General features: G+C 52.2%; 19 protein-coding genes, 2 tRNA genes and 2 pseudogenes. 13 read left to right on the top strand and 10 right to left on the bottom strand.

All coding sequences use genetic code 11. The features are described from left to right. Together folK and pcnB are read right to left on the bottom strand one after the other, a co-directional pair. The gene (folK, locus tag NWAT_RS03665; protein ID WP_013219810.1) at window positions 1–492 is read right to left on the bottom strand and encodes a 2-amino-4-hydroxy-6-hydroxymethyldihydropteridine diphosphokinase; all 492 of its coding nucleotides are present in this window, start codon (window positions 490–492) and stop codon (window positions 1–3) included. 4 nt (window positions 493–496) lie between these two features. Beyond that, window positions 497–1,783 (bottom strand): polynucleotide adenylyltransferase PcnB, encoded by a 1,287-nt coding sequence (gene pcnB, locus NWAT_RS03660; protein WP_013219809.1) that lies wholly within the window; start codon window positions 1,781–1,783, stop codon window positions 497–499. Between the two features lie 239 nt (window positions 1,784–2,022). Between pcnB and NWAT_RS03655 the strand changes: the two genes are divergently transcribed. Next, window positions 2,023–2,097: transfer RNA gene (locus NWAT_RS03655), tRNA-Glu, on the top strand. Between the two features lie 203 nt (window positions 2,098–2,300). Further along, window positions 2,301–2,912, top strand: a complete 612-nt coding sequence (locus NWAT_RS03650) for a c-type cytochrome (protein ID WP_013219808.1) — start codon at window positions 2,301–2,303, stop codon at window positions 2,910–2,912. On the opposite strand, the gene NWAT_RS03645 is transcribed toward NWAT_RS03650, so the two are convergent. Further along, the gene (locus NWAT_RS03645; RefSeq protein WP_013219807.1) at window positions 2,909–4,069 is read right to left on the bottom strand and encodes a pyridoxal phosphate-dependent aminotransferase; all 1,161 of its coding nucleotides are present in this window, start codon (window positions 4,067–4,069) and stop codon (window positions 2,909–2,911) included. The genes NWAT_RS03650 and NWAT_RS03645 overlap by 4 nt on opposite strands. After that, a complete protein-coding gene (locus NWAT_RS03640; protein ID WP_013219806.1) occupies window positions 4,066–4,833 on the bottom strand; it encodes an HAD family hydrolase in 768 nt (255 codons plus the stop codon). Before NWAT_RS03640 ends, NWAT_RS03645 begins: the two co-directional genes overlap by 4 nt. A 217-nt stretch (window positions 4,834–5,050) precedes the next feature. Here NWAT_RS03640 and dksA point away from each other — a divergent pair, with 217 nt between their 5' ends. Next, window positions 5,051–5,488 (top strand): RNA polymerase-binding protein DksA, encoded by a 438-nt coding sequence (gene dksA, locus NWAT_RS03635; protein ID WP_013219805.1) that lies wholly within the window; start codon window positions 5,051–5,053, stop codon window positions 5,486–5,488. A 129-nt stretch (window positions 5,489–5,617) separates the two neighbouring features. On the opposite strand, the gene NWAT_RS03630 is transcribed toward dksA, so the two are convergent. Next, on the bottom strand, window positions 5,618–6,217 hold the full coding sequence (locus NWAT_RS03630; RefSeq protein ID WP_013219804.1) for a peroxiredoxin: 600 nt from the start codon (window positions 6,215–6,217) through the stop codon (window positions 5,618–5,620). A gap of 1,052 nt (window positions 6,218–7,269) precedes the next feature. Between NWAT_RS03630 and NWAT_RS03625 the strand changes: the two genes are divergently transcribed. The 10 genes and pseudogenes from NWAT_RS03625 (at window position 7,270) to NWAT_RS03590 (ending at window position 15,151) form a co-directional block, all read left to right on the top strand. Further along, window positions 7,270–7,346, top strand: a tRNA-Arg gene (locus NWAT_RS03625). Between the two features lie 380 nt (window positions 7,347–7,726). Further along, the gene (locus NWAT_RS17260) at window positions 7,727–8,530 is read left to right on the top strand and encodes a hypothetical protein (RefSeq protein ID WP_049772914.1); all 804 of its coding nucleotides are present in this window, start codon (window positions 7,727–7,729) and stop codon (window positions 8,528–8,530) included. Window positions 8,531–8,578: 48 nt separating this feature from the next. Continuing rightward, on the top strand, window positions 8,579–9,130 hold the full coding sequence (locus NWAT_RS17255; protein ID WP_049772912.1) for a hypothetical protein: 552 nt from the start codon (window positions 8,579–8,581) through the stop codon (window positions 9,128–9,130). Window positions 9,131–9,138: 8 nt separating this feature from the next. After that, window positions 9,139–9,852, top strand: coding sequence for an OmpA/MotB family protein (locus NWAT_RS03615; RefSeq protein ID WP_013219803.1), 714 nt, complete (start codon window positions 9,139–9,141; stop codon window positions 9,850–9,852). Continuing rightward, window positions 9,852–10,694 (top strand): HNH endonuclease, encoded by an 843-nt coding sequence (locus NWAT_RS03610; protein ID WP_013219802.1) that lies wholly within the window; start codon window positions 9,852–9,854, stop codon window positions 10,692–10,694. The genes NWAT_RS03615 and NWAT_RS03610 overlap by 1 nt, the downstream gene beginning before the upstream one ends. A 130-nt stretch (window positions 10,695–10,824) precedes the next feature. Beyond that, window positions 10,825–10,920, top strand: a pseudogene (locus tag NWAT_RS18160) (IS1/IS1595 family N-terminal zinc-binding domain-containing protein); the annotation flags it as partial. A gap of 374 nt (window positions 10,921–11,294) precedes the next feature. After that, window positions 11,295–13,269, top strand: a pseudogene (acs, locus tag NWAT_RS03605) (acetate--CoA ligase). A 7-nt stretch (window positions 13,270–13,276) separates the two neighbouring features. Next, the gene (locus NWAT_RS03600) at window positions 13,277–14,275 is read left to right on the top strand and encodes a hydrolase (protein ID WP_013219800.1); all 999 of its coding nucleotides are present in this window, start codon (window positions 13,277–13,279) and stop codon (window positions 14,273–14,275) included. Window positions 14,276–14,357: 82 nt separating this feature from the next. Beyond that, a complete protein-coding gene (locus NWAT_RS03595; RefSeq protein ID WP_013219799.1) occupies window positions 14,358–14,756 on the top strand; it encodes a DUF2934 domain-containing protein in 399 nt (132 codons plus the stop codon). Further along, window positions 14,753–15,151, top strand: a complete 399-nt coding sequence (locus NWAT_RS03590; protein ID WP_013219798.1) for an RNA-binding S4 domain-containing protein — start codon at window positions 14,753–14,755, stop codon at window positions 15,149–15,151. The genes NWAT_RS03595 and NWAT_RS03590 overlap by 4 nt, the downstream gene beginning before the upstream one ends. A 193-nt stretch (window positions 15,152–15,344) precedes the next feature. On the opposite strand, the gene NWAT_RS03585 is transcribed toward NWAT_RS03590, so the two are convergent. The 5 genes from NWAT_RS03585 to NWAT_RS03565 are packed head-to-tail and all read right to left on the bottom strand — an operon-like array spanning window position 15,345 to window position 19,246. Next, window positions 15,345–16,250, bottom strand: a complete 906-nt coding sequence (locus NWAT_RS03585) for a c-type cytochrome (protein WP_013219797.1) — start codon at window positions 16,248–16,250, stop codon at window positions 15,345–15,347. Then, on the bottom strand, window positions 16,247–16,930 hold the full coding sequence (locus NWAT_RS03580; protein WP_013219796.1) for a c-type cytochrome: 684 nt from the start codon (window positions 16,928–16,930) through the stop codon (window positions 16,247–16,249). The genes NWAT_RS03585 and NWAT_RS03580 overlap by 4 nt, the downstream gene beginning before the upstream one ends. Next, window positions 16,930–17,709 carry a substrate-binding domain-containing protein gene (locus tag NWAT_RS03575; protein WP_013219795.1) on the bottom strand — a complete coding sequence of 260 codons (780 nt, stop codon included), beginning with the start codon at window positions 17,707–17,709 and terminating at the stop codon, window positions 16,930–16,932. Before NWAT_RS03575 ends, NWAT_RS03580 begins: the two co-directional genes overlap by 1 nt. Continuing rightward, on the bottom strand, window positions 17,706–18,671 hold the full coding sequence (locus tag NWAT_RS03570) for a molybdate ABC transporter substrate-binding protein (RefSeq protein ID WP_013219794.1): 966 nt from the start codon (window positions 18,669–18,671) through the stop codon (window positions 17,706–17,708). The genes NWAT_RS03575 and NWAT_RS03570 overlap by 4 nt, the downstream gene beginning before the upstream one ends. A gap of 26 nt (window positions 18,672–18,697) precedes the next feature. Then, a complete protein-coding gene (locus NWAT_RS03565) occupies window positions 18,698–19,246 on the bottom strand; it encodes a DsrE family protein (protein WP_013219793.1) in 549 nt (182 codons plus the stop codon). Window positions 19,247–19,282 lie beyond the last annotated feature (36 nt).

Here is a 19,282-nt window from a genome sequence, read left to right as displayed (position 1 = left end):
TTAAATGCCATCATTTTCCAAGCACTGCAGCCCCCCAGGGGAACAGCAATGGGCAAGCGCAACGACCCTTCCTCTTCCTGGTACCACCGTATGAGGGGCGATTTCCGCTAGCGGATAAAGTACAAATGCCCGCTCATGCAAGCTGGCATGAGGTATCGTCAATCTCTCCGTAGCAATTTCTAAATCGCCATACAAGAGCAAATCAAGATCTAAGGTGCGCTCTCCCCAATGGCGCTTCCGGACACGATGATGACTTTGCTCTATAGTTTGTAGCCTAGCAAGCAAATCATAGGGTTCCAGTACAGTATCCAAGGCTGCAACGGCATTAATATAATCGGGCTGATCTTGGGGGCCTAGGGGAGCACTTCGGTAAAATTTAGAGTGTCCTACACACTTGGTTTGGGGCAAAGCAGCAAGTTCAGTCAGAGCTTGACCTACTTGCCGACGGGGCTGATTAAGATTGCTTCCCAACCCAATGTAAGCCCGGATCATGCTTCTAAACCTCCGTTGGCGCTGCTGGCTTATTCGCCCGCTTCCTAGGCTTTCGGCGGCGGGATTTGGTCGAGACTCTGACACGGCGTAAACGTTCTTTTTCTCCTACCTCCTGAAATTCAGTCCACCATTGGCAAAGCTCTTCCTGATCCTCACCAGCTTGTACCCGTAGCAATAGGAAATCATAAGCAGCCCGAAAGCGAGGGTGCTGAAGCAAACGCAGAGGACGCTTACCCCGACGATAAGCAAAACGTGGCTGTAAATACCAAATCTCACGCATAGGCAACGAGAACCGCCGAGGTAAGGCCACATGACTAGACTGATTAACTAGTACAGTTTCTGCCGCCTCCCGTATCGCCTGGAATTCTGGAATCCCTTCTTGCCGATAACGCTCGCTAAGCTTTCGGACAGGCTCCCATAGCAAAGCGGCAAAAAGAAACGCCGGTGTTACCGGCTTACCCGCTGCAATCCGGGCATCCGTATTGCTTAGTGCCTGGGCTAAAAAGATCCGGGGAAATCCCTGCTCTTCCTCTTCCAAACAAGATTCGGTTTGTGGAAATAGCCATTGGAATAGATTAAAACGGCGAAGTAACTCGAAGGTCTGTACAGCACAACCGCCAAGGAACAGCTTTAGTATTTCTTCAAATAGTCTTGCCGAAGGTATCTCTTGCAGGGAAGAGGCAAGCTCCCAAATCGGCGCTTCACTGTCAGCATGAAGGGTAAACCCTAGCTTTGCGGCAAATCGAACCGCCCGCAACATCCGCACCGGATCTTCCCGGTAGCGGGTTACCGGATCACCAATCAAGCGAAGTCGGCCAGCCTCAAGATCTTCCATGCCCCCCGTATAATCCACAACGGAGAAATCCCTGATGTCGTAATATAAAGCATTAACCGAGAAATCCCGCCGCCAGGCGTCCTGTTCCAGAGTTCCATACACATTATCACTCACAATACGTCCATTTTCGCTCAATCCCTCTTCCGGAGGACCGCGAAAGGTCGCTGTTTCAATGATTTCCCGTCCGAAACGCAAATGAGCCAAACGAAATCGGCGTCCCACTAATCGACAACTACGAAATAAATCTCGAATTTGCTCTGGCCTCGCGTCTGTCGTTACGTCAAAATCCTTGGGCTCACGACCCAATAGCAAATCGCGCACACAACCTCCTACCAAGTAGGCGCTAAAGCCTGCTTTCTTTAAGCGATATAACACATTAAGAGCGGGCTCACTGATATTGGCACGTGAAATTATATGCTCAGAACGAGGAATGATTGTAGGCGGATTGGTAGCTATAACTCGTATAACCTCTGTTAAAAATAAACTAAACGCTTTAGAGGCTGTATAATACCCTTACCCCTGTTTTAATAAACTCCTAAATATCTCTTCACGCCCCCTTATACTATCATTATATTTTGAATATGCTTGGGCATTTTAGGTAGAGTAACGCCTCACCCCAAGGGCGGCCTCTGCTTGAGCAAGCAGTGAGAATGTGTATAATATCAGGTTGTTATTCTTGGCGTTTATCGTCACTAGCTCCCATCGTCTAGCGGTCAGGACACCGCCCTCTCAAGGCGGTAACAGGGGTTCGATTCCCCTTGGGAGCGCCATTTACCACAAGCGCTTATTATAAATAGCTTCCCTAAACTGGAAACAAAGTTCCAATTAAATCCTGAGATTTCCTTGTTCCCTACTTCAGAATTGACCGCTGTACCTCAACTGCCTTAACATCTGCAAACTATAGTTATCAAGCATATTTTACCTATTTACATACTGCATACACCCCAATGGCCTTGCGATGAGGAGATTCCGTATGGTGCTGAAATCAAAACGTCTTTTACTAATATCAACGATAGTGATTGCATTCTCTACCGCTCCCCTTTTATTCGCAGAGCAGCATCAACACCCTCAAAATGCCCACCGCAGCCTCCTTGGAGACCTTTCCAGCGATAAAGTTGAGGAAATACGCGCCTTAGAAAACCCTTTGCCCAACTCACCCGAAACCGTAGCAAAGGGCGCGGAAATTTATGCCGGAAAAGGTGGGTGCGCTAACTGCCACGGTTCAACCGGCGGCGGCGATGGACCCATGGCCGCGGGCTTAAATCCTCCCCCGCGCAACTTTCAGGAACACCCCACCTGGCTACACCATAGCCAAGGAGAAATTTTCTGGGTCATTAAACATGGTATTCCAGGATCAACCATGCCTAACTTCGATGCAATTTTGACGGATAAAGAAATATGGGCCCTATTGCGGTTTCTTCCTACTTTAACACCTGCTGCGGAAAAAGAGATAGAAACGGACAAACATCACCACCACGAACATGGACACACCGAATCTGTTGACCCTCATGCCTCCGCTGCCAAACATGGACATGAGGACCATGGAGATAGTAAGAGCACGGGCACTAGCAATGAAGGAACTTAGTTTAAATAAGCCTGGAGACGTTTGAGCCCTTCCTGCAATTGCTCTGTTGAGGTGGTATAAGCAAAGCGCAGATGCTGCTGCGGAGCATTGCAACCAAAATCTATACCTGGAGTAACGGCAACTCCGGTTTTCTCCAGCAGCTCCTGGGCAAACGCGAAACTGTCTGTCGAAAATCGAGAGCAATTCGCATAAATATAAAACGCTCCTTGCGGAGTTACCGGAACATAGAAACCAAGGCTCCTCAAACCAGGCAAAAGGAAATCCCGCCGTTGCTGAAATTCCACCCGGCGCGCCTCTAAAATTTCCAACGTCTCAGGCTTAAAAGCGGCAAGGGCGGCGTATTGAGCTGGCGTAGAAGCAGCGAGAAATAGATTCTGGGCTAATTTCTCAGCGGCCTCAATAAAGTTGTTGGGCACGACTAACCATCCTAATCGCCATCCCGTCATCCCGAAGTATTTTGAGAAGCTGTTGATTACCAATACATGGTCCGAAAGCCCGAGGGCAGTAGCTGCTCTGCCTTCATAAACCAAGCCATGATAAATTTCATCAACGATAAGAGTCCCCTTCCGGGATTCAACGCTTTTGATTAGGGCTGCTAGTCCCGCTTGAGAAAGGAGAGTCCCCGTCGGGTTAGCCGGTGAGGCAACCAGCGCAACTCGCGTTTCCGGAGTCCAATAGGAATCCATATGGTTCGAACTAAGCTGATAATCGCTTGCTTCCGTTACCGGGATACCTATAGTTTTCCCCTCTAAAAGCCGAGCAAAGTAGCGATTGCACGGATAACCCGGATCAGCCATAAGCACTGCCTCTCCCGGATTGAGCAAGACCGCCATAGCCAGCAACAAAGCTCCGGAAGCACCTGGCGTCACAATAATGCGCTCCGGCGATACCGTAATCCCAGCGCCCTTGCTATACCAATTTGCAATCGCTTCTCGCAAGGCAGCTAACCCAACCGCCGGAGTATAGTGAACTTGCCCTGCACGCAAAGCCGCAATTCCAGCCTCCACGATAGGCTGGGGTGTATTGAAATCAGGCTCGCCGATTTCCAGATGGACAATACTGCGCCCCTGAGCCTCTAGTTCCCTTGCCCGCGCTAATAACGCCATTACCTGGAATGGCTTAATATCTTCCATCCGCCGCGCTATTCCATCGCTCACTGCTCAGTCTCCCCGGATAAGCGCCGCAAGAATTCCACAGTCACGTAGGCAAAACCATTTAACTTTCCATTTAATATCTGGCAAGGTTGGTCCGGTTCTCCAAGGTGATTCAATATCAACGCCGCCCCCGTAAAATCTTCGTCACGAGTATAGTCGTTAACGGTAACTACGACTTTGACCCCCGCCTCTACCGCCGCGCGAACACCGTTAGCTGAATCCTCAAAAGCAAGACATTCGCTAGCTTCGAGTTGTAACTGCTCCAAACAGTAACTATAAATATCCGGCGCCGGTTTCTTGGCCTTCACCACATCTCCCGCGGCAATACAATCAAACCAATCGAGCGCATGGCGGCCGATACTGGTACTCAGCAAAGCAGTTACGTTTTCTGGCGTAGTGGTAGTGGCAATGGCCAGCCGTAAGCCCTGCTCCCGAGCCGTATGGAAAAGCCGCAATATCCCTGGACGGAGGGGAACTCCCCGCTTTTTCAATAATTCTATATAATGCTGGGTTTTAGCCTGATGCAGCTTAGCAATAAATTCATCTAATGCCTCTGGAGGACAGAAGTCCTGCTGATACTGTTCTAAGTAATAACGAATGCGCTCCTTACCACCCGTCACCGTTAACAATTGGCCATAAAGAACCCCGTCCCAATGCCACCCTATCCCCGCTTCGTCAAAGGCTCGGTTAAACGCCACCCGATGCCCATCCCGCTCCGTCTCGGCAAGGGTTCCGTCAAGATCAAAAATTAATGCTTTAAGTTTCATCACTCATTCCCAACAAATAATATTAAACTTATTTCCCTAGAGATGGATCAGGCTCATTAAAAGCGTGAACATATAATTTTTTATTATGATAAAATCAGGCGGATTCTTAATCCTAAAAACCCAGTAGTTGTCAATAGGGACAAGCGTTTATTGTGCTTTCAAAAAGGTTCTGGTATATATCCGCGACTATTTTTTGTCGTACTTGAGGAGCCAAAATATGGCCATTAATGACAGGAATCAGGTGCAATCTGTCCAAGAATTTACTCCCTATCAACAAAAAAAGGGGGAAGAATACATGAGCGAACCGCAGATTGAACATTTTCAAGAACTCTTGCTGAACTGGAGGCAGCGGCTCATGGAAGAGGTTGATCGGACTGTTCACCAGATGCAGGATGAAGCTGCAAACTTCCCCGATCCCAGTGATCGTGCCTCACAGGAAGAAGAATTTACGTTAGCGCTACGGGCCAGAGATCGGGAACGTAAGCTTATCGGAAAGATCAATGAACGCCTGCGGAGCCTTGATATAGGCGATTACGGATACTGCGATGGCTGTGGGGCCGAAATTGGCATTCGGCGCCTTGAGGCCCGTCCCACGGCCACCCTCTGTATTGATTGCAAAACCCTAGACGAAATCAAAGAGAAACAACGGGCCTGATTAAAAAGCCGTGCCCCGTCCCTTTGGGCGGGGCACAAAAACCTCCCAGTACCTGCCTAGGCAAAAATTCACAGAGTTTCGGCCAGTAAGCAAAATAAAATACAGATTGCTCTATTTCTATGGCGACCACTATAGGGCGCTTGCATGTTTACTCAAATATTCGGCTACACCCTCGGCGTCAGGACGGATTGCCTCTTCTCCCTTGCGCCACCCTGCTGGACATACTTCGCCATGCTCTTCCGTAAATTGTAAAGCATCTACTACGCGCAGCATTTCTTCTACAGCACGGCCAAGGGGAAGGTTGTTAACAACCTGATGCTGGACCACGCCATTTTTATCAATAAGAAAGGAGGCGCGCAGGGCTACACCATCAGGATGTTCAACCCCATAAGCACGGGTAATATCATGGTTTAAATCGGCCACCAACGGGAACCCAATGGCACCGATCCCGCCATTCGCCACTGGCGTATTACGCCAGGCATAATGGCTATATTGAGAGTCAACAGAAACACCAATGACCTCTACACCGCGCTCTTTGAAGTCCTCCAAACGATTGTTATGGGCCAGGATTTCCGAAGGACACACAAAAGTAAAATCCAGAGGATAGAAAAACAGAACGACATATTTGCCGCGCATATCAGAAAGGCGGAAATTTTCTTTAATGGTGCCATCAGCCATCACGGCGGGAGCAGAAAAATCAGGGGCAACTTGTGTAACCAATATGCTCACAAAATGTTCTCCTTTTGATAGATTATCAACATGCAATTTACTGGGAAAATATCTAAATTTCCCTGCTAAGGATTCGAAAACCTAGATGTTAACCTATTCCCCTGATATTTGTAGTTAGGGGAATGGGTTTCCCTGCTTTATGCAGGCCACCCACCTTCAGGTGCACCCCAAATTATTCCGTTTGACGCTATAAACTACAAGGATGAGTTCGTCGCCCCTAGCCAAGGATATGGCAATTACAAGCAATATTTTATTTTATGCTGCGGCCAAACTAGCACTCCCCGGCTGCATTTGATTTGGGCGAGGCTTAACATGTACTCTGGTAAGAGTTTATTTTTCGCAAAAAAAGGAACCACGCCCTAAGAGCGTGGTCTATATGATTTAGTAAAGGCTTTCGCTTAACCCAAGGGCTGGTTCTGAAGGCGTTTTCAAAACCAACACCTACAAGCAAAGCCTCTTATTTTTATTTTTATATCGCAGACGCGGGAAGCCTCATCAGCTTAAGGACATAATGTATGGGGTCTTCCCGTTTTTTTCCATCTCCATTCCAAGTAATGCCTATAGTAAGCACCCAAATACTTACAAATGTCAAGGGATTTATAAATCTTTGGCATCTACCCCCCCATCCCGAATAGGTTTTGATCTCAGCACGATACCTGCCATTATACTCATAATCATCTCCATAAGGATTTTACCGGGAAGAAAGTCCTAATTATACGGTTCAACCGCTCTTATAAATGCACGTATAAAAAGGGCGTGTATTGGCTAGAGTAATCCGCCGGGGCTTAGATACATCCACCGCTTTGCGAAAACTTGCCCCTCCTCCTACATGGATAACGGGGTAAACACACTTAAATATAAATCTAACCCTCTTCACTCCCCAAGTCTCATAGGGTAAAATGTGGGTTACTATTCGCCAAATGTATAGTCAAATTTACCCTTCCGCGAGAGAGAGCGGGAATATGTTAAACGGGGTTTTATTCACCCATGAAAATGGCAGAGCCCACCAAACCCTACTTAGCTCCCAACAATATTATCTCTGCATTATCTCTGCCCCGGTAGCTCAGCTGGATAGAGCATCCCCCTCCTAAGGGGAAGGTCATACGTTCGAATCGTATCCGGGGCGCCAATAAATCAACTTAATTTAGAGGTAGGGCCGCATCAACGCAAAAATACGGACCCTTACGGCTGCGTCCATTTCATCAACTCTTAATCAACTCTCTTCACGCACTCCTGCCTAATCAAGCTCATAACCGTTTTTTCGTTTAACGGACTACGCCGGGCTAATACGACTCCAACCGGGCTAAAATCGCCTTCCCCCTCGCTGAGAAGACATCTTAAAGATCCTCCAGAAAAAACCGTTAGCAAGGTGTTTATAGACGATATCTCGCCCGGTGTTCTTAGAGAGATCCTTTAAATACCGCACGCCTTTCTCTGCTGCCCGGGCAAAGAAATTGCTTTGCCTAAATTTTTTTGAAGGACAGTCTGGGGATTTTTTGAGGAGCATGTATGTATAACTTGGGTGGGATAATCGAGGGGCAATTGTATCAGTGGCCTGCAGTTTCGGTGACCAATGGTATTCTCATTTGCCTGATCGCTATATTTATAGTCGCCCTGATCATTTTAATTGCTAACCGATTTAGGGTTAGAGCTTGGGGCCTTGGGTTTGTGCATTACACGCCAAATCTTCTCACGTCGCTCGGTATATTCGGCACCTTCGCAGGCATTGTCATTGGCCTGCTGAATTTTACTGAATGCCAGGGGCAAATTTACGGCACATTAGTTTTTCAGCGCCAACAATTCGATCAGTTCAGCACCGATTTGTGGAAAAAGCTGGATGAGTTCGCGGAGATGCTCTCCAAGTCAGCCACCGAGCAGGTCATCAATGCCCTACAGGAGGTCATCGCCGACTTCAACCAAAATCTTACCGAGCAGTTCGGCGATAACTTCAAGGCCCTGAACGCCGCCGTGGAGAAGCTGGTCCAGTGGCAGGAGAATTACCGGGAGCAAATTGGCCAGATGATTGGCCAGTACGCCCAGGGCGTGCAGGCCATCACCCAAACTGAGGCGGCCGTGGCGCATATCAGCGAGGAGTCCAAGCAAATTCCAATGACCATGGGCGAGCTGAGAACCGTGCTTAGCACCACTCAACATCAGCTTGCGGAGCTTGAACGTCACCTGGGGGGTTTCCGCGATATGCGCGACCGGGCGGTAGAGGCGGTCCCCCAAATCCGTGAGCAGATGGACACCATGGTCAATGAGGTTTCCTCGGCGGTCAAGGGCGCCGGTGAGCAAATTGTGACCGCCAGCTAAGTCGTTAATCAAACTATCGTAGAAGGAGCCAAGTAATTCGAAGATCGGGTGCACCGAACTAACGAAAATTTAGCAAACGCCTCGGACCAACTCGCCAATAACAGCGTGCGCATCCGCGAGCAGATGGAAGACACAGTCAAGGAAATCAACGATCAGGTCCGGAACATGGCGACGGGCGTGGCAGAAAACACCAAGACGGTGGGCGATACCCTGGTAAACGCCCACAAGGTGCTGGAGACCCACCTCAAGGAGGCGCAATTTCAGGTCACCGACTCCATGGAAACGATGCAAAAACGTCTGGAGGGCGCGCTGGAAGAGGTCTTCCAAGCCCAAACCCGAGCGATTGCCCGCTCCTTCCAGGCCGTAGAGGACGAACTTCGCAAATCCGTAAATACCACCGGGGAGGCCGTCAACAAACAGCTCGAGGCCATCGATAGAACTATGCAACAAGAGGTGGAGCGGGTCATGAACGAAATGGGCCGCGCTTTAGCCGCGATAAGCGGGCGTTTCGTGGACGACTACTCCCAGCTCACCGAGCAAATGGCCCATGTGGTTTCCCAAGCGCGGGGCTTCGACAGTCGGCGAAGAGCAAGTAACTGAGGCAAGCCATGGAAACGATATTCGGCAAATCACGCACCGGCGGCGAGGGCGAAGGCGCCCACTGGCTCTCGGTCTCGGATCTGATGGCCGGGCTCATGATAGTGTTCATGTTCATTGCTATTGCCCTGATGCGAGACGCCTTTATGGAGCGCGACCGGATCAAGGAAATCGCGGTGGCCTATCAGGAAAATCAGGTCGCTATTTATGAGTCGCTGATGAAGGAGTTCGAGAAGGACCTTAAACGCTGGGACGCCAGAGTTGATCCCGATACCCTGGCTTTCGAGTTCCTGTCCCCGGAGGTGCTTTTCGCCACGGGCTCAACGGAAATACGGCAGCGCTTCAAAGAGATTCTTTCAGACTTTTTTCCCCGCTATCTGGTGATTTTAAAGCACTATAAAGATTCCATCGACGAGATCCGTATCGAAGGCCATACCAGTAGCATCTGGAATAACCGGGTCAGCGAGACTAAAGCTTATTTTCTTAATATGTTGCTGTCCCAGGGCAGGACCCGCTCGGTGCTCCATTACGTGTATGAACTGCCGGCGGTGGAAAGAGATCGGGACTGGGTCAAGCGGCATTTTGCAGCCGTGGGCTTTTCCTCCTCGCGACTGGTGCTGGATGCCCAAGGCAATGAAGATCGCGCCCGCTCCCGGCGCGTCAGCTTCCGGGTAATCACCAATGCCGAGATGCAAATCCGCAAGATCATCGAGGAGCCATTGTAATGAAGTTGAATGCTGACCTGAGCGCCCTGCACGCCGCCGTCCGGCGCATGGGCGCGGAACCTGTAGCATTTTCACTGGAGCGTCAAGCCAAACCTCTGGATTCGATTGATATAAAGCTGGAAGAGGGCATTGCGTTACCCCTCAATGAGGTCGAGATCCATAATGGCCTGCTTAGCTACCAGGGACGGCAGGTACTGCTCTATATCCAGGACCACGGTAATCGGATAAAAAAGCTACTAGAGGAAGGCTCGAAAGGGAACAAATTCCATGTCGCCGACTGCAAGACGCTCAAAAACATGAAAACAAAAGGCAGGTTTGAACGGTACGTAGTCACCAATAGCCTCGAAGGTAAATTTTATGTGTTTGGAAAAGACCGGTACACTAGGCAGAAAATAGAGGGGCGTGCCCAGCTTCAGGTTTGCCAGAACTGCCTTGAAACTCTGAATTACAAGGGCGCGCGGCACGGACGAGCACATGAGATCGTCCAAACTTTCGATATCCAAGAATTTTTCTCGACTTACAGTTCTTTCTTCAGCCACCTGCCACAGCGCCAGGCGGGCCAAGGAAACCAAGAAGATTACACTGCTGATTGGGATGAGGCTAGCAGGCAATACAGAGCTAGCAAAAACTATACTTGTGAACGCTGCCAGCTCGACTTAAATACCCACAAGCGGCTTCTCCACAGTCATCACCGCAATGGCGTCAAGAGTCAAAACCAAGAGAGCAACCTCATGGCGCTGTGCGCGGCCTGCCATCGGCAACAGCCCCATCATGGGCATTTATATATATCCCCGGAGGATAGGCAAACGCTCAATCGCCTACGCCGAGAACAGTGCCTATGATACGGAAAGCGTTAATTTAAGATAAATTGAAGGATAAGACACTATGCGGATTATAGTTTCATCGGAAGGTTAGCCGCGGGTGATTTGGCGGCAAACCCTGCCAGCCTGCTTCTTGCGCTAGAAATGGAAAGTACAAGGACATCAACGTTACCTCTGCAAAGCCTGCCGACGGAATTTTACCAACACCCCGCCTTTGCGGCAGCCTTCTGTTCTGCCGCCACCTTAATAGCGCTGTATCCCCGCAGTACGCCTCGCCCATTTTAGCTTACCCCAACTCATGCTTGCGCAACCGTCCTAAGCACCTACTTCCATCGGGACGTAAATTTGGCACAGTTACGCTTGCGTAAGCGTTAGGCGATCTCCCATCTAAACTTCTCATCCTTGGTAGAATGAAAAAGGAAACACAAGGGAATTCTCTCTAAAGTCCAAGGCTTGCATCTATAATTCTCTGATATTTTCTGTACCGGAGATTAAGGACAGATCAAAGCCGCGCCAAAACAATCTACTCGGCAAACACCTTGCGCTTTGGCAGAAAATTTATTTTACTAAGAGGCGCTCCTTCTCCCATAAATCAAGGAGTCCCTGCGCCAGGAGAAGTTTATGAATGAAAAAAATATTCGGTCCACTTTATGTGAAGAACGCCTTTTCCCCCCCTTCGGCTGAATTTTCCGCCAAAGCCCGCATTCCCGATAGGGCCGCCTTCGATTCCCTGGTGCAAGCCGCCAACGAGAATTTCGAAGGTTTTTGGGCAGTTCAGGCAAAGGCGGAACTTACCTGGCATAAGCCCTTCGAAACCGTCCTGGACGCTACCAACCCGCCTTACTATCGGTGGTTTACCGAAGGTGAGCTGAATGTCTCCTTCAACTGCCTAGACCGGCATTTGGAAGACAAGGGCAATAAGACGGCCATTATTTTTGAGGGAGAGCCGGGGGAGGTAACAACCCTAACCTATCGCCAATTGCACCAGCGGGTTTGCCGCTTCGCTAATGTCCTTAAAGGACAGGGTATTGTTCCAGGTGACCGGGTCGTTATCTATCTGCCCATGGTCCCCGAAGCGGTCATTGCCATGCAGGCTTGCGCCCGTATTGGCGCTATTCATTCAGTGGTATTCGGCGGCTTCTCCGCTGAATCCCTAAAAGGCCGCATCGAGGATGCAGAAGCAAAACTGCTTATTACCGCCGATGGCGGCCATCGAGGAGGACGTACCGTAGCACTCAAAGCCGCTGCTGATCGCGCCTTACAGGAAGGCTGTGCAAGCATTCAGCGCGTTATTGTCCTACAACGCACGGGCCACGAGATCGCCATGACCAGCGGACGGGATCTATGGTGGCATGAAATGGAGGCCAAGGCGGATAGCCATTGTGAACCAGTATGGGTAAACGCCGAGCATCCTCTATTCCTGCTGTACACTTCCGGCTCTACGGGTAAACCCAAGGGCATTCAACATGCCAGCGCCGGTTATCTACTTGGTACCGCTACCACTATGAAGTGGGTCTTTGATATTCGCGACGACGATATCTTTTGGTGCACCGCCGATGTAGGCTGGGTGACGGGCCACAGTTATACGACCTATGGACCGCTTGCGGTAGGCGCTACCCTGGTTATGTATGAAGGAGTCCCCACTTTTCCCGATGCTGGCCGCTTTTGGAAGCTCTGCCAAGATCATAAGGTGACCATTTTCTACACTGCCCCCACGGCGATCCGCGCCTTGATGAAATGGGGAGATGATATCCCCGCCGGCTATGACTTATCCCAGCTAAGATTGCTAGGCACCGTCGGGGAACCTATTAATCCGGAAGCCTGGATGTGGTATCACCGCATTATCGGCAACGAGCGTTGCCCCATTGTAGATACCTGGTGGCAAACAGAGACGGGTGTTCACATGATCTCCCCGGTTCCTGGCGCCATTCCCACTAAACCCGGCTCCTGCACACTCCCTCTGCCAGGCGTGAGCGCCGCAGTGGTGGATGAACAAGGAGAGCCCATTACCACCGCCGATCGGGGCGGGTACTTGGTCATTACCCGGCCTTGGCCTGCCATGCTTCGCACCATTTGGGGGGATGATCAGCGCTACTACGAAACCTATTGGCGCCAATTCGGCGGCAAATACTATGTGGCCGGCGATAGCGCCCGCCGGGATGAAGATGGCTATTTCTGGATCATGGGACGAACGGACGATGTCTTGAATGTCTCGGGACACCGCCTGGGGACCATGGAAATCGAATCCGCCTTGGTAGCCCACCCCAAGGTGGCGGAAGCAGCCGTGGTGGGCCGCCCTGACGATATCAAGGGAGAATCTATCCTGGCCTATGTCATTCTGAAAGGCAATCGCCCCGCCAAAGATGGAAACGGAGGCGCCCCCTTAGCTGAAGAACTGCGGGCTTGGGTAGCCGAACAAATTGGCCCTATCGCTAAACCGGACGAAATCCGGTTTGTAGATGGCCTGCCGAAAACCCGCTCCGGCAAAATTATGCGCCGCTTGCTTCGAACTATCGCCCGGGGTGAAACCATTACTCAGGATACCTCGACCCTGGAAAGCGAAGCGATTCTCGCTCAGCTTCAGGGCAAAGCGTAGCGCGACTATGATCGTCCCCAGCGAGTTCCAACCCGCCTGGTGGCTGCCTGGCCCCCATATTCAAACGGTATGGGGGTCGCGTTTTCGCCCCCCTTCCCGGATAGAGGTTTTGTGGGAACGGCTAGAATTGCCAGATGGGGATTTTGTAGATCTCGCTTGGAGCGGTAAGGGAAAAGGTCCTATCGTCATTGTCATTCACGGACTTGAAGGGTCCTATCGCTCCCGTTACGCTTCTGGCATTCTCAAAGCTATTGCCCGGCGGGGCTGGCGCGGGGTGCTGCTGCACCTGCGCGGTTGCAGCGGCGAACCCAACCGGCTAACCCGCAGCTACCACTCCGGCGATACGGGGGATTTTCAAACGCTGCTTACCAGTCTGCGCCAGCGGGAACCCGCTACCCCTTTAGCAGCGGTCGGCTATTCCCTGGGGGGTAATATTCTGCTCAAATGGCTTGGAGAAACCGGCTCCCAGGCCAATCTCAGAGCCGCAGTTGGGGTTTCCGTTCCCTTTGATCTGGCCCGGGCGGCCTGGCAGCTAGAACAGGGGCTCTCCCGCGCCTACCAGTGGTCTTTGGTGAAGGCGCTGCAACGCTCCGTGCGATATAAACTTCACCACCCAGACTGCCCCTTCGATCTTAAATCCCTAAAAGAAGTGCGGACGTTTAAGGAATTCGATAATTTAGTGACCGCTCCCCTCAATGGATTTGCTGATGCCGATGACTATTGGCGGCGCTCCAGTTGCCGCCCCTTTCTGCGCAAAATCCAAATTCCCACGCTGCTTCTACACAGCGTGGACGATCCCTTTTTGCCCCAGGATGCCATTCCTTCGGCCTCGGATCTCTCCCGCTGCGTCCAACTGGAACTCAGCACGCGAGGGGGGCACGTGGGATTTATTGGCGGTCCCTGGCCGTGGCGCCCCCAGTATTGGTTGGAGGAAAGAATTCCAGAGTTTCTTAGTCTATATTTAGAGACTGAAATTCCGGGGACAGCAGCCCTGGCCAGTGGGTAATGAGTAACACGCGGCTCGTTTCTGCATCCTTACTTAGTCAATCAGCAACTCGCTTCGTCTAATGGCGACAAGGATTATTGCTATGAGTCAAACATTCAAAGATATCATCGCAACGGTAGCCGCTAAACTGTCAAAAACGGCCGCTCAACAACTCAACCGGATTCTCGCTAAGCTAGAGGAAATAAGTTTAGAGAACTCCGCTTCAGATACACATCCCCCTCCTGCGCCTACGGGGGGAACCAAGACGCCGGAAACGCCTCAAAAAGCTGCCGCCGATCCCGATAAAACCAGCTTGGCGAAACCTGGACCACGTCCTGTTAGCCCTGAAGAACGCTGGAAGATGATCGCGGAAGCGGCTTATTATATTGCTGAAAAACGGAGGCTACAAAATGGCAGTCCGGAGAAAGATTGGCTCCAGGCGGAGACGCAAATTGATACCATGCTGGCAGCAGCCCAAAAGCAAGCCGATGGGCAGCCATGACCTCCGAAGTCGAAAAAATCCGCCTCGATAAATGGCTCTGGGCCGCCCGCTTTTTCAAAACCCGCAGTCTCGCGGTGGAAGCAATCAATGGCGGTAAAGTTCACCTTAATGGCCGCCGGGTTAAAGCAGGTCAACGGGTTGCCGTTGGTGATAGTTTAATCATTCGCCGTGGTCACTTCGAATATGAAGTCACCATTGATAAGTTATCCAAACAACGCCGCCCCGCAACCGAAGCCTCGCTGCTTTACCAGGAAAGCGAAGCCAGTGAAGCAAAGCGGCAAGCCCTGGCTACGCAATTAAGAGAGGCACGTGAATACCAGGAACCCACTGCCCAAGGCCGTCCCTCTAAACGGGATCGCCGCCAAATTATTCGTTTTACCCGGAAAAACCAATGACCACCGTTAAAAATACAACTTGGCATCCGCTCCATGGCGGCTAAAGTCACACAGTGAGCAAACGTTTATCAACCAGGGGCGCAGCCAATACGCATATACGCACATTCAGGCCGAAGCAATCAGGCTGAGAACGACAAAGTAGCAAAGATCGCAAAGAGTTATAGTCTAATCAATAAAAATAGGACTTTTCGATCTATTTCCCTGGCGCGAACCCCAGCAACCGACCCTTTATCTCAAGGCCATACAAAGAGTTTGGCGTATCATGGTACAGCTTGCGGGTTTCCGCCAAATCGCCCGTATAGCGGGGATCTTGCGGCCGCTCGTGGGCGTTGATAAATAGGGCCACATCCCACGCTTCCTGATCGCTCAGACTATTCCCTAATCCCAGGGGCATATTCGCCTTAATAAAACCGGCGGCATTATCAAGCTGGTGCATGCCGGCTCCCCAGTTATAGGAATCGTTACCCCACAGGGGTGGAAAAACGTATTCGCCGGCCGCTTTCTGGCCTTGTCCATCACTACCGTGACAGAGGGCGCATTGGGCGTTGAAAACTTGCTGGCCGCGGGCATAATCAGGAGGCTGCGGCGGCTTGAAATGCTTCGGGAAACCAGCACCCTGCAAGGTAACACCAATGGGCGCGCCGCTGGCCAGCCAGTAAGCGTAGGTTTCCAGAGCTATCAGCACCTCGCTGCCGGCGGGTGGCGCTTTGCCGTTCATGCTGTACATAAAGCAGCCTTGCAGCCGCTCGGTGAAATTGTTGACGTGATCGTTTTTGGAGCGGAACTGGGGATACCGGCCATAGGCTCCCCAAAGGGGCGCTGAATCCTCAAGCCGACCGGCGTCCAGATGGCAATTGACGCAGCTAAGACCATTACCCACATAGGCCCTGGCCTTTTGGCGGGTATGGAGGAAAATATCCCGGCCTCGCCGCACCATGGCGCCAAATTCATTGTCGGGAATCGCCGTTTCAGACGGCGGCGCAAAGCTGGGTTCCGTCCCCGCGGCATTTTCCTGCCCCAGGGAAAGGCCACTGGCAAGCACCAACAGCGTGAATACGGGAGTAAATAGAACACGGAACGAACGAGGTAGTGGGATCATGGCGTTTCCTCCTTGTCGCCAATAGGTCGGGTAACGAAGGCGAACCAGTTAGCCACGGCATCAATATCGGAGTCACTAAGCTTCTCGGCAATATGCCCCATTAGCCCCAAGGGATCATTACGCCGCTGCCCCTCCTTCCAGGCACGGAGTTGGGAGGCAAGGTAGCTGGACGGCTGCCCCGCCAGGGGCGGAAAATGCGCGCCCACGCCGATACCCCGTGGACCATGACACTGCTCGCAGGCAGGAATGCTATCCGACCAGCGCCCCCGTGTAGCCAGAATCGCGCCAACGCTATCAATAGACGCTTGGGTAATGTTGTTGGAAGCTCTCAACGCTTCTGGCAGGGGCAGTTGGCTGTAATATTCCGCCAGGGCTTGCCGCTCATCGGTACCAAGAGCCGTTGCCAGGGGGGTCATGATGGGATTGTCGCGCGCGCCACTGGCAAAATCATCGAGCTGCTTCAAAAGATAGGCGGCATTAAGACCAGCCAACCGCGGAGAACTCATAGCAGCCTGGCCCACGCCATCAACGCCATGACAAGTAACGCAAGGCGCGGCGCCCCGGCCATTGCCCTGGGCGGCGATAGTAGCGGCATCAAGCGCCTGGACAGCAGCCCACGGTAACCCGAGCAAAAGCGGCAAAACCGTAAGCCAGCGTAAAGATATCAATATGGCAGGCATCAGAACCCCTCCTTGGCTGCAGCAGCCTCGGCATCGCGCCTCACCCAGCCAAACCGCTCAAAGATCGCGCGGCCCTGGTCGCTTTCGAGAAAGCGAGTAAAGGCTTGTGCCTCCGGTTTGGCGCGGGAGCGCTCGGTAAGCACTATTCCACAATCACGGTAGATGCGATAGTGGGGCTCCAAGGGAACCACGTCGGCAATGCCAGGATTGGCGATAGCCCAAATATTATAAACAATCCAGGCATCGATTTTTGGGTCCGTCAGCCAGCGCTCCTTAGCTGCGCCTGTGTTTGTGGCGTAGTGCACGATATTGCTGCGCAGCGCCCGTAAAGTGGTGATGTCGCCGTCGCGGCCCACAATATCTTCCCACAAGCCAACTTGGCCCGCGCCATGGACCACCAGTATGCGGTGGCCAGGTTTGAGAAGATCCACCAAACCGCCGATGCCGGCGGGATTGCCCGGCCGCACCAGGATCGCCGCTGGCCGTAAATACATCGGCCGCACCGTATCTGCTGCCAGCATCGATCCCAGCATAACGAGAAAGTCCGACATCATGTGCTCCGAGCCGCTATAGAGCAGATCGGCATTGCCCCGCGCGGCCTCAATCCAAGTTGGGGTGGGACCAGCCGTAACCACCACTTTCGTTCCGGAAGCCTTTTCAAAAGCAGCCGCTGCGGCCTTCATCGCCGGAGCCGGGCCGCCAGGACCATATACGTATAAGTCAACTCCATGGGCGCTGAAAGCCAGTGCCCACATCACGATCAACGATAAAAACTTCATGGCGACTCCCCGGAGCGCGGTGGCTGGAAGCCGTATTTCTTATAGACGGCCTGGGCTGCGGGGCTCTTCATAAAAGCGAAAAAATCCCACGCAGCCTGCTCGTGGGGAGCATCCTTGAGGCGGGCGGCGGTATAGGTGGCGATGGTATTCTGTTCCGGTGGTATCGGTACCGTTTCCACGGGGTGTCGCAGGATCTGCTGTTGGAAATACGGCTCGGTCGACCACACCGGCGCCGCATCGGATTGGCCCTGGAGCACGCGCAACGGTGATTGGCGGTGATGCATATAAGTCAGATAGGTGCTACCGTCCGCTACCTTGGTTTCCATGATGGCACGCTCAAGCGCCTCGCCGCCAGCCTTACGATAGCTGGCGATGATCTGCTTTCCGATACCCTCCCATTTAGGGTTGGGCATGGCGACCCGCACGTCGGGACGGCCCAGATCGGCTAGGCTTTTAATATGCTTAGGGTTGCCCTTGGCCACCATGATCGCAAGCGGATTGCGGGCGTAATCATAGGTTTCCGCGAACCAGCCATGCTGTTGCTGAAGCTCAGCAATGGCGCCCTTGCCAGCCGTATAGACATCGGGTTTCAGCGTGATGCGCAAGTTACCCATCACCAGGGAACCGGTTTCGATCTGCTTGGCTTCAATGCCTGGCGGTAGCGTTTCCACGAACACCCGCTGGTACTGGGGATGAGCCTGCTTGAAGGCCACCATCAAATCATGAACCACCATGAATTGGTTACCGGCAAAGAACACCACCAGCTGTGGATCAATAATATCCCCATGCAAATCGGCAATCGCATTCACGGGCGGCACAGCGAAGGATACTCCTCCTGGCGGCGGCGGATTCCAAGGCGGCAGATAGTCGTCGGCCTTCTCCGCCGCCAGAAGGGAAGTGCTGGCAGAACTCACCACAAGGAGGATTACCAGCAACAGCCGTGGCAAAATAAAAGGGGGCATGGTGCATTCTCCTTTTCATGAATACACTAGAGAGGCATGAGAGCGTAGCCCTGTTGCTGTAAATCCATAATGGTCGTCAAAGCAGACAAGGCCAAGGTAACGCGGGGATCAACCCATTCATAAGCGTAATGATGTTCCACCACCGCTTGGCCGCATACGGCAATATCCACCCCCGCCTTACGCAGCTCCTCAATCACCAGCAAATTGGGATTGGCGGTACCATATTGCTCCCGGTAGTGGACCTCGTCCAAAGCGATGGAAGTGGCAGGACCGTGGGCAACCGCAACAAATTTTAAGTGCTCCAGCGGCACGCCAGCGCTGGCGTACAAATTCACCGTGCGCGCCACGCGCTCTAGGGCGGGACTTAACTGGTTGGGCTTGGCGGCGGCCTGGGTCAGATCGAACACTACCTTGTAGGTGGCCTTCCGGTCCGGCTGATAAGCGGCTTGTGGCACCGGGTGTATTTGCCCAGCGCTTTGAATCGCCAACTTTTGCTGGGAGCCACCTGCCGCCATGGCGCCGCCGGCAAAAGCGAAACCAACTATCAACGCTATCGAAATTCCGTAATTCATCATAGACGCCTCCTTTATCGTAAGAGGATACAGGTTAGG

This window comes from Nitrosococcus watsonii C-113 (genome assembly GCF_000143085.1).
Classification (GTDB): domain Bacteria; phylum Pseudomonadota; class Gammaproteobacteria; order Nitrosococcales; family Nitrosococcaceae; genus Nitrosococcus; species Nitrosococcus watsonii.
The sequence above is the reverse complement of the archived record's forward strand: the minus strand, read 5'-3'. Positions and strand labels throughout refer to the sequence as shown.